The sequence below is a fragment of the Collinsella aerofaciens genome (assembly GCF_040915425.1).
Lineage (GTDB): Bacteria > Actinomycetota > Coriobacteriia > Coriobacteriales > Coriobacteriaceae > Collinsella > Collinsella aerofaciens_BW.
In genome coordinates, this window is sequence record NZ_JBCPDN010000071.1 from 1 (window position 1) to 10,779 (window position 10,779).

9 protein-coding genes are annotated in these 10,779 nt (G+C 61.3%); 8 read left to right on the plus strand and 1 reads right to left on the minus strand.

Features of this window, described 5'->3' with window-relative positions; genetic code table 11:
• Positions 1–2,039 (plus strand): ABC transporter permease (locus tag AB5164_RS08865; protein WP_368147993.1); only part of this gene is annotated, 2,039 nt, incomplete at its 5' end.
• Between the two features lie 251 nt (positions 2,040–2,290).
• Positions 2,291–3,496, plus strand: coding sequence for a DUF362 domain-containing protein (locus AB5164_RS08870; protein WP_368142625.1), 1,206 nt, complete (start codon positions 2,291–2,293; stop codon positions 3,494–3,496).
• A 251-nt stretch (positions 3,497–3,747) separates the two neighbouring features.
• Here AB5164_RS08870 and AB5164_RS08875 read toward each other — a convergent pair whose 3' ends face one another.
• Positions 3,748–4,713 carry an alpha/beta hydrolase gene (locus AB5164_RS08875; RefSeq protein WP_368147994.1) on the minus strand — a complete coding sequence of 322 codons (966 nt, stop codon included), beginning with the start codon at positions 4,711–4,713 and terminating at the stop codon, positions 3,748–3,750.
• A gap of 186 nt (positions 4,714–4,899) precedes the next feature.
• Between AB5164_RS08875 and trhA the strand changes: the two genes are divergently transcribed.
• The 6 genes from trhA (at position 4,900) to AB5164_RS08905 (ending at position 10,688) form a co-directional block, all read left to right on the plus strand.
• The gene (gene trhA / locus AB5164_RS08880) at positions 4,900–5,583 is read left to right on the plus strand and encodes a PAQR family membrane homeostasis protein TrhA (protein WP_172676303.1); all 684 of its coding nucleotides are present in this window, start codon (positions 4,900–4,902) and stop codon (positions 5,581–5,583) included.
• A gap of 113 nt (positions 5,584–5,696) precedes the next feature.
• A complete protein-coding gene (locus tag AB5164_RS08885) occupies positions 5,697–7,070 on the plus strand; it encodes a hemolysin family protein (protein WP_117564511.1) in 1,374 nt (457 codons plus the stop codon).
• Between the two features lie 24 nt (positions 7,071–7,094).
• Positions 7,095–7,928, plus strand: coding sequence for a cyanophycin synthetase family protein (locus AB5164_RS08890; RefSeq protein WP_229025833.1), 834 nt, complete (start codon positions 7,095–7,097; stop codon positions 7,926–7,928).
• Between the two features lie 136 nt (positions 7,929–8,064).
• Positions 8,065–8,454, plus strand: a complete 390-nt coding sequence (locus tag AB5164_RS08895; RefSeq protein ID WP_368147996.1) for a YtxH domain-containing protein — start codon at positions 8,065–8,067, stop codon at positions 8,452–8,454.
• Positions 8,454–9,209: a PRC-barrel domain-containing protein gene (locus AB5164_RS08900; protein WP_368143325.1), complete on the plus strand. Its 756-nt coding sequence runs from the start codon at positions 8,454–8,456 to the stop codon at positions 9,207–9,209. Before AB5164_RS08895 ends, AB5164_RS08900 begins: the two co-directional genes overlap by 1 nt.
• A 72-nt stretch (positions 9,210–9,281) precedes the next feature.
• Complete coding sequence (locus AB5164_RS08905) at positions 9,282–10,688, plus strand: polysaccharide deacetylase family protein (RefSeq protein ID WP_368143324.1); 1,407 nt, start codon at positions 9,282–9,284, stop codon at positions 10,686–10,688.
• The last annotated feature ends 91 nt before the right edge of the window (positions 10,689–10,779 follow it).

Genomic DNA, 10,779 nt, shown 5'->3' on the forward strand with positions numbered 1-10,779 from the left:
CCTACACCTACTCCTTCACCTTTACCGATCGCGACCTCCCCACCGCGGACCGCATCGACGCCGAGCAAGATATGGTCGAGGCACTGACCGACGCCGATGCGCGCGTGGACGATCTGACCGACGCCGATTCCAATCAGGGCATTGGCTATGCGCGCGATGACGTGGACGGCGACTCCATGATGTGGATGACGCTGCTCGACATCATCATCGTGATCATGGCGTTCGTCTTTGTGGTCCTTACCGACGCCACCATCGAGGAGGAGAACGCCATCATCGGCACGCTGCTCGCCAGCGGTTATCGCCGTCGCGAGATCGTGCTGCACTACCTGGCACTTCCCGCCATCGTGGGCGTGGTCGCGGCGCTTTTGGGCACTGCGCTCGGCGTTGTGTTCTTTACCGAGCCCATGCGCAGCCTCTATTACGGTTCGTACAGCCTGCCGCCCTTCCAGGTGTACTGGAGCTGGGAGATCTTTGTGAAGTGCGCCGTGGTTCCCGCCGCCGCGCTCATCCTCATCACGCTGGTGGGCCTGCTTCGCAAAATGGGCAAGACGCCGTTGCAGTTCCTTCGTCACGAGGCGAGCGGCAAATCGGGCACCAAGCGCGGTATGCAACTGCCGGAGCGCATGGGTTTTGTTTCCCGCTTCCGCCTGCGTATCTTTCTGCGCAACCTGGGCAACTTTGCCACGCTCTTTGTGGGCATTGCGTTTGCGTCGCTACTGCTGCTCTTTGGCCTGGCGATTCTGCCCACGATGACGCACTACGCGGACAACCTCGAGACAAGCCTGGTCGCCGAGCACCAGTACACGCTCAAGGCGCCGCTGGAGCTCGAGGGCACTGCCGAGGAGCGCGAGCAGTGGTCAGCACTCGAGCGCTTGCAGTCGGTTGACGGCGCGCTGCTTTCCGCCGCCCAAGATGCCGATGACGAGCTTGACGACGCGGCCGATGCGGCGCAGACGGCAGCCGATGCCGCGACCGCATCTCCGTCTGCCGAGAGCCTGACTGCGGCGCAGGATGCGCTTACCAAGGTCCAGGACAAGAAGGATGCGCTTTATGCGCGCCTCGATGACCTTGCCGATATCCTCGGCTGCAACCGCGACGAGGCTATCGACCTGATTGACAAGGCCTCTAAGATCGACACCGACAACGACGACATTCACCCGGTCAACACGATTGACAACGGCGCGGGCGCAATCGCGCAGGCCGAGAAATACGCCGTTTACCAGCTGCAATACGACCGCGGCGATGGTAATGGCGAGGAGGCGATTTCTGTCTACGGCATCTCGCCCGATTCGCGCTACTGGAAAGGGCTGGACGTCGGCGACGGACGTGTCGTCTTTGGCGGTGGCTTGCTCGACAAGTTTGGCTGGAGCGAGGGCCAGAAGGTCACGCTCAGCGACAAGTACGAGGGTGAGTATTATTCCCTTGAGTACGCGGGCAAGGACTGTGCCTGGGGCTCCAAGTCGGACATGAATATCTATATGAGTATCGACGACTTTAATGAGCTGTTCGACAACGACGCCGCCTACTTTAACGGCTATGTGAGCAACGAGAAGCTCGACCTCGATGCTCGTTACTTTGCCGGCGACACCACGCCCGACGACATGCGCGCCGTGGGCGACCAATTCATCGGCATGATGAGCAAAATGATCGGAATGATGGTTGGGCTTGCGGTGTTCATCTTCTTGCTGTTTATGTACCTGCTGACCAAGGCTGTGATCGACCACAGCGCCCGTTCGATCAGCTACATGAAAGTCTTTGGCTATCGCGATAGCGAGATTTCGCATCTGTACATCCGCTCGATCACGTTGTGCGTTGCGGCGTCACTCGTGCTGAGCCTGCCGGTCATTATTGGCTCGCTCACGGCCATCTTCCGCTCGATGCTGCTCGCCTATAACGGCAATATCGAGATCTACGTGCCCGCTTGGTCCATGGCGGCGTGTGCAGGAATCGGCTTTGCGACCTACCTGGTCGTGGCGCTGCTGCACACGCGCTCCATCAAGCGCGTCAGTCTGGCCGAGGCCCTCAAAGTCCAGGAGTAACCATCGGGGACAGTTCTTGCCATTCGTCGGCTCGCCGGCCGGGCTGGCAAGGACTGTCCCCAGCTGCCGGCAGGAAAGGAACGTCCCTAGCTGCCAGGTGGCGAGGCACTCATTTAAGTTCGTCCCCAATGAGTGGTTTCAGTCATTTAAGTCTGTCCCCAATGACTAGGTTCCGTACTTGACTTTAACTCTGCTTTAACTGGTACCATCCTCTATGTCTGTAACGCCATATAGACCGAGGGGATAGATCTATGACCGCAACTGCACCCGCAGCACCCGCTAAGGTGTACTTCACCAACCTGCGCACGCATGCTCGCGAGAGCCAGCTCGACAAACTCAAGCGCCTCATCCGTCACGCCGGAATTGAGCAGATCGACTTTGAGAACAAGTTCGTCGCTATCAAGATTCACTTTGGCGAGCTGGGCAACCTGAGCTTTTTGCGCCCCAACTACGCCCGCGCCGTCGCGGATGTCGTCAAGGAGCTGGGCGGCAAGCCCTTCCTCACCGACTGCAACACGCTCTACGTCGGTAGCCGCAAAAACGCGCTCGAGCACATTGATACCGCCTACCAGAACGGCTTTACCCCGTATGCCACGGGTTGCCAGATCATCATCGCCGACGGCCTCAAGGGCACCGACGAGGCGCTCGTCCCGGTTGAGGGCGGCGAGTATGTGCACGAGGCCAAGATCGGTCAGGCGCTCATGGACGCCGATATCGTGATTAGCCTCACCCACTTTAAGGGTCATGAGCAGGCCGGTTTTGGCGGCGCCATGAAGAACCTGGGCATGGGAGGCGGCAGCCGTGCCGGCAAGATGGAGCAGCATGCCGCCGGCAAGCCGAACGTCGCGACCGAGCACTGCGTTGGCTGCCATGCCTGCGAAAAGATCTGCGCGCACAACGCTATCTCGTTCGATGGCACCCGCGAGCGCGAGCTTGCCGGCGGCGCTACTCGCACGGTGCACGTGGCCGCTATCGACCACGATCGCTGCGTGGGCTGCGGCCGCTGCATCGGCGTGTGCAACCAGGACTGCATCAAGCCCGGCTATGAGGCCGCGGCCGACGTGCTCAACTGCAAGATCGCCGAGTACACCAAGGCCGTTGTCCAGGATCGTCCCAGCTTCCACATTTCGCTGGCTATGGATATCAGCCCCAACTGCGACTGCCATCCCGAAAACGATACGCCTATCGTCAGCGACATCGGCATGTTCGCGAGCTTCGACCCGGTCGCCATCGACCAGGCCTGCGCCGACGCCGTCATGGCGTCCGAGCCGCTGCCCAACACCGAGCTCACCGATAGCGCGGCCAAGATGGAGCACAACCACGAGCATCTGGAGGGCGAGCAGGCCAAGGATCCCTTCTGCATCACGCATCCCGACACCGACTGGCGCGTGTGCATCGCGCACGCCGAGAAGATCGGCCTGGGCACGAGCGAGTATGAGCTCATCGAGGTCAAGTAGCGCCTAGCTATTGGACAAAATAAGCGCCTTTGTAGCGTAAGTTGAGCAAAAGCCGCCCACGAGCACAACGCTTGCGGGCGGCTTTTCAGAAGTGCGGTGAAAAATCAAATACCGCCGACCACAAACCGATTTTTGGCAACAAAACGCCTGATAAATTGTTGGTAAAACTGTGGTTTGGTCGGGCTTCCCGCGATTTCCCCCGCACTTCCGAAAACAGGGGGTCAGATAGGCCAGTAAACCGTACTATTTGCCTAAAAATACTCGTCGAGGAAGTTGTCGACTGTGTTCCAGTAGAGTTCGGGGTCGACCTGCGCACTCTTGGCGTGGGTGGCGCCATGGATGGTGAGCTTTTGCTTGGCCTTGCTGGCGCACGCGTCGTAGTTTTGGTCGAGCATGTCGTACGGCACAAAGGTGTCCTGGTCGCCGTGGATAAACAGCATGGGAACCGTCGCGTGTTTGAGTTGCTCCACACTGCTCGCCTTATGAAAGTCGTAACCCGCGCGCACGTTGCACACCAAGTTTGCTACATCGAGCAAGGGAAAGCTGGGCAGGCCGAACACGTCCTTGAGCTGTAGGGAAAATTCGTCCCAAACACTCGTATAACCGCAGTCCTCGATAATGCATTTCACGTTTGCGGGCAGAGGTTCCCCCGCGACGTTCATGGCGGTCGCCGCGCCCATGGATTCGCCAAAGACCAGGATGCGCGCCTTGGGGTCAGCCTGAACGATTCGCTCGATCCATGCGACGATGTCGAGGCGCTCGGGCCAGCCCATGCCGATATAGTCGCCGCCGGAGCGCTCGTGGGCGCGTGCGGCGGGTGCGAGTACGTTCATGCCGCGGTCGTGGAATCGCTTGACGTATCGGGCCATACCGATGGGCTCGTTGGTATATCCATGCAGGCAGACGGCGTAGTCGTGCGTGCTCTCCGACGCAGCAAAATACCAGGCGGCAAGCTCGGTCCCGTCGTTCGCGGTGAGGCTGCTGCTCTCGCGGTTTTCCTTAAACCACGCCCGCGCCTCGGTATCCTCGGCATCCGGCTGCTCACCTTCTTTGTCGTTCTTGCTATCCTGCATCATCTTCATGGTGTATGGCGCGCGGGGATTCAGCGCGAAGTCAAACAGAAAGTTGCCGGCAAATCCGAGCAGCGCAACGACAACCACCAGTGCAACGATGCCGGCTATCTTGAGCTTTCGATGGGAACGTGCGTTTTGAGCCATGCGGTATTCTCCTATAAGATGTTAATACATCAACATTTAATGCAAGCGCATTATGGACGTTCGACGTTGATGCGTCAACAGGCAAAGAATGGGTAAACAAGGGGTCACGTATGGTGCAAATTTCACACGTACCCAGACGCTTTGATATAGTGTTGAGAACTCTTTACGTTGGAGGATGTAACCGGCATGTCCGATTCGAGCGACAGTTCTAAGCCGCGACCCAAGACCGCGGCCGTTCCACACTACACGGTGGGCGAGGAGATCATGAACTCCGTCACCCATGGTGTCGGCTGCCTGCTGGGTATCGCGGGCCTGGTGCTCCTGATCGTATTCGCCGCCCTGCGCGGCGGAGGCCCGGCCCACATGGCCGCGGCAATTGTCTATGGCGTCAGCATTATCCTCGAATACCTAGCCTCCACGCTCTACCACGCGATTCAACCCGCGCGCGCCAAGCGCGTGTTTCGCATCATCGACCACAGCTGCATCTACCTGCTCATAGCCGGCAGCTATACGCCGTTTTGCCTCATCACGCTCGCAAACGACGGCGGCGCTGTGCTGTTCTTTGCCGTATGGGCCATCGCCATCATCGGCATCGCCCTCGAGTGCTTCCTACGCGAGCGTCAACCGCACTGGGTAAGCGGCCTGGTCTACCTGCTGATGGGCTGGCTCGTTGTCTTTAAGCTGCCCGAACTTGTGGCGCTGCTCAACCCCGTGGCGCTTGCCCTGCTCGCCGTCGGCGGCGTGTGCTACACCGCGGGCGTGCCGTTCTATATCGCCAAAAACGTGCGCTATCTTCACAGCGTGTTTCACCTGTGGGTACTCGCCGGCAGCATCTTCCAGTTCATGGCGGTGATCCTCTTCGTAATCTAGCGATCGCGCCTGCGCCCGCGGGCCCGTCCGGGCGCCCGCCGGGCGCAACTGCCCTATCCGCCGTCAACGTTTTAATCCGACGTCCCGAATCTTGGAGGTTCGAGAAACTCCCGATGGACATAACCATCTCCCTTATCACCACCCTCGTTTTGACCCTCATCAACGGCTACTTCTCTATGTCCGAGATGGCGCTCACCACGGCCAAGCGCGCCGTGCTGGAGCACGATGCCGAGGAAGGCGATAAGCGCGCCGAGCGCGCCGTCCAGCTCGCCGCCGACTCCGACCAGCTGCTCGCCACCATCCAGGTTGCCATCACGCTCGTGGGCTTCGCCTCGTCCGCCGTCGCCTCGACGAGTCTGTCCGACCCGCTCGCCACGTGGCTCATGAGCTTTGGCATCGCGCCGCTCTCCGCCATCGCGCGCGGCCTGGCGCCGGTCATCATCACCGTCGCGGTCGCCTTCGTGTCCATCGTGATCGGCGAGCTCGTGCCCAAGCGCATTGGCCTGGCCAACGCCGAGGGCGTGTCAAAGCAGGTCGTGGGGCCGTTGTCATTTTTCCAAAAGATCGCCCGTCCGCTCGTGTGGCTGACCGGCGCTTGCTCCGATGGCCTGGCCCGCATTCTGCGCATCAAGAGCGCCGACGACCGCCAAAACGTCTCGGAAGAAGAGATCAAGTACATGGTCTCGGAGCAGGACGACCTGCTCGACGAGGAAAAGCGCATGATCCACGAGATCTTCGACCTGGGCGACACCGTTGCCCGCGAGGTCATGGTGCCGCGCGTGGACACCACCATGTGCGAGGACGACGAGACGGTCGCCGACGTGCTGTCCACCATGCGCCAGACCGGTTTTAGCCGCATCCCCGTCTATCACGAGGATCCCGACAACGTCGCCGGCATCGCGCACATCAAGGACCTGATTCAGCCCGCGCTCGACGGCAAGGGCGACCAGCCCATCGCCGGCTTTTTGCGCGACGCCACCTTTGTGCCCGACACCAAGGACATCCTGCCGCTGCTGTCCGAGATGCAGACCTCGCACGACCAGATCGTGGTGGTCGTGGACGAGTACGGCGGCACGGCCGGCATCATCACCATCGAGGACATCGTCGAGGAGATTGTCGGCGAGATCGAGGACGAGTTCGACCCCGACAACAAGTATCTCACGCGCCTTTCGCGCCGCGAGTGGCTCGTTGATGGGCGTTTTTCGTGCGATGACGCGATTGAGCTTGGTTGGCCGCTCGAGGAAAGCGATGATTATGAGACCATCGCCGGCTGGATTTTGGAGCTTTGCGACTCGGTGCCCGACATCGGAGAGGTGTTTGAGGTCGCGGGGTACAAGTTTAAAGTGCAGTCGATGCGTGGCCAGCGCATCTCGCTCATTCGCGTGATCGCTCCGGCCGAAACCGATAAGAAGGATTCCGAGTCTTCGGTAGACGAGCCGACGACGTCGGGTGCGGGTTCCGCGAATCCGCACGACGGCGACGAGTAGGACAAGGAAGAGTAGGGGAGAGTTATGGCAGGCCTGTTCAACATCCTTAAGGTCACCGTCAGTGAGGACAAGATCTGCGCGCATGTGCTGGTGAACCCCGGCATGCCGCTCATGACCTCGGAGGACATCGAGGCCACGGCGCGCGTGTACTACCTGGTGCCCGCGATTGCCAAGCACCTGTGCCTGGGCGATTCCGGCCGCGAGTTCCAAGACTGCATGGGCCAGACCGAGCTCTGCCACCTGCTGGAGCACGTGACGGTTGAGCTCATGAACGAGACCGGTCTTGCCGGTAGCATCTCGTGCGGCCGCACCCGCGTAAGCGAACACGATGAGCGTGTCTTTGAGGTTGAGCTTTCGTGCCCCGATGACGCACTGGCCATCGGCGCGCTGTCTTCGGCCACCTTTATGATGGATTGGGCCTATCTGCACGCCGACCAGCCTACCCCCGACGTGGAAGGCACGGTCGCGGGCCTGCGCAACCTGGTGCTGGGCATGCGCGCCGAGGCCGAGGGCAAGGATCCTCACGAGGCCGTCGCCGCTGCGAACGGCGAAGATGCTGCCGAGGACGAGGGCGCTGACGAGGGCGATGTGCCGGTCGACCCCGAGCCCGCTGCCGATGTGACCGCCGAGCCCGTTCCCACCGAGCCCCAGGGCGTCCCCAACTTTGACGACGAGCCCCAGGTGGCGATCGATACCGAGGGCGCGGTTGCCGAGAACCACGAGGCTTCCGCGGCTGTCTTTGGCGGCGCGGCGACGGTTCCGGCAGGACCTGCGCATGAGGGCGGCCTGCCGCTCGTGGACGGCGCCGGCGAGGACCCGGGTGCCACAGTGGCCATGCCGGCTATGCCTCAGGAGTAGGCCTACTCGTTTATCACCATCACGTACCTGCGCTTTTGCCGTACGCAGATGAGCGGAGCGGCAAGTGATGCGCTGCGGGTATAATGGACAGCATTCAAACGGTGGGCACCGACGTGCCCGCAGGAGAGGAATGATCATGGGTAAGACTTTCAGCTTTGTCTCCGGCGCACTTTTTGGTGCCGCTGCCGGCGCTATTATCGGCGTTGCTCTGGCCCCGCGCTCGGGCGCCGAGACCCGCGCCATGGCTGCCGATATCGCCAACGACGCCTGGGACAATATGCGCGACACCTACGAGCACGGCGCCGAGGAGGCCCGTGCTGCGGTGAATGACTTTGGCCCGATGCTCGACGCCAAGACCGACGACCTGCGCGCCAAGGTCGACCTGGCCCGCGAGCGCATGGACCAGCTGCGCGAGCAGCTCAACGACGCCATTTCGGGCGGCAACGTGACGCCTGCCGCCGACGTCGTGGTCGAGAACGCCGTCGAGGCTGATACCGAGGCTGCGGAGCCCTCGACCGAGGCATAATGCGCGCTGGGGATTTTGTCGGCGCCAAGATCTATCGCAAGCCTACCGAGGACAAGCGCACCAAAAAGGACGGCACGCCGCGCAGCCCTAAAAAGCTCGGAAAGATTCACTTTCCGGTCTTTACCCCGGGCGGTACGCGCGTGGTCGGCTTTATGGTCCGCCAGTCCGATATCGCGGGTATGATCGAGCGTCCCGACCGATTCGTAGCGCTCGACGCCATTGGTGTCTACGAGGGCGCCATTGCGGTCGATGACGTCAAGGACACGTACGATGCCGCCGCCGCCAAGCGCCTCGACATCAACCTGGACGATTGCATCATCTGGGTCGGTATGGACGTGCGCACGGAATCGGGCGAAGTCGTGGGCTATTGCTCGGATGTGGAGTTCAAGCCGCGTTCGGGCATCGTGCAGGCATTCTATGTGACCGCCGGTGCTGCTTCGAGTGTTTTGGTCGGTGACACGCAGGTGCCGCCGACGATGCTGCGCGGTTATGCGGACGGCGCAATGATCGTTTCGGACGAGGCCAAGTCGCTCGGGTATTCGGGCGGTGCGGCTGCCAAGGCCGCCGAGGCCAGCGTCGTGGTGGGCGACAAGGTCAAAAAGGGCGCCAAGGTGCTCGACGACAAGGGATCGGTTGCCGTGGACAAGGGCAGTCGCGCACTGGGCAAGCAGCTCGGCAAGACGCGCGGCATGTTCAAGGCCTTTAAGGACGAATACCAAAAGGCGAGCGGAGGCTCGTCAAAAGCTACAAAATAGCGACGTACCAAATGATGGGAGGCAAGCCGGAGACCTGTTGCTCCGGCTTGCTGTGTTTATGGGGGAGGGCACATGCGCCAAAACGGATCCAACTTAAACGAGCGTTCGGGTGCGCGTCCGACGGCGCGCCGCGATTTGGGGCAGCTGCCCAGCGGTCAGCGCAAGCGTCACCGTAAGCCCGGCGCGATGTACCTCAACCATAGCCGCGGGTTTAGCGACCGCAGTGCGCGCATCGGCAACAGCCGTACGCCCCGTCGTTCGTCTCGCCTGCCCTACGCGCTCATCGCCGTGGGTTGCGCGCTCGTTCTGTTTATCGCTGCCGTCGTGGGCTACGTCAACCGCAGTGTGGACGTGGAGCTCAACGGCCAGAAGACCGCGGTGCGTGTGGGCTCTACGCTGCAGAATCTCATCGACGACCAGGAGTTGACTGACACCTACGACGCAGGCGACCTGCTGGCCGTCGATGACAGCGTGCTCAAGCGCCATGGGGGCGAAAAGCTGTCGGTGAAGGTCGACGGCAAGCGCGTGAAGCAGGGCAAATGGGATAGCCGCGAACTCGAGGGCGGCGAGAAGGTGACGGTCAAGGATGGCCGTAACACCTACGAGAAGCACGAGGTTCAGGCTACGGTTATCGAGCCCAAGCTCAAGGTCGAGGGCACGGGCGCTATCGAGTATGTGCAGACATGGGGTGTCCAGGGCCGATCCGAGGTGTGGGTTGGTGAGCGGTCAGGCAAGACGCAAGACCGCGGCGAGGTTGTGCCCGCCACCGATTGCGTTGTTGCGTGCGCCAGCGTGGCGCCCAAGGGCAACAAAAAGTACGTGGCGCTGACGTTTGACGAGGGTCCGAGCGGCGCCACCAAACAGATCTTGCAGGTGCTCAAGGAAAAGGGCGTCACCGCGACGTTCTTCCTTTCGGGCGATGCGGCCGAGGCCTCGCCTGCTACGGCCAAGGCGATTGTCGACGCCGGGTGCGAGATCGGATCCAACAGCTACAGCGACGATTCGCTCAAGGGTCAGGACCGTGAGGCGGTGCGCGAACAGATCACGAAAGGCACCGATGCGATTAAGTCGGCGACCGGCGTGAAGACGATGCTGCTGCGTGCTCCCTACGCTGCCTTTGACGAGCAAAACTGGATTGATGCGATGGACCTGGTCTCCGCCGTGGTCTCGTGGAATATTGACTCGGGCGACTGGCTGCTCAACGGTGCCGACGAGCAGGTCTCGACGGTGCTCGATTCGGCGACGCCGGGCAATATCGTGCTGCTCACCGATAGAGACGAATGCGCCGAGCAGATGCTCGAGGCGCTGCCGCAGATTATCGACGGCCTCATTGCCGACGGCTACAAGATCGTGACGCTCAGCGACCTGGTCAAGACGGACACGTCGCTGAGCAAAAAGCTCACCTCGCTGACGAAGGTCACCATGCCCAAGGACGCCGTGTTCCCCCAGCTTGCCGAGGACGACGACACCACGGAGTAGTCATTGGGTAGTCATTTAAGAACGTCCATTACAGTCGAAATTGTCAGCCTGGGACTGTCTCGGGCTACGATTGAGGCGCGCCCAGAACGGG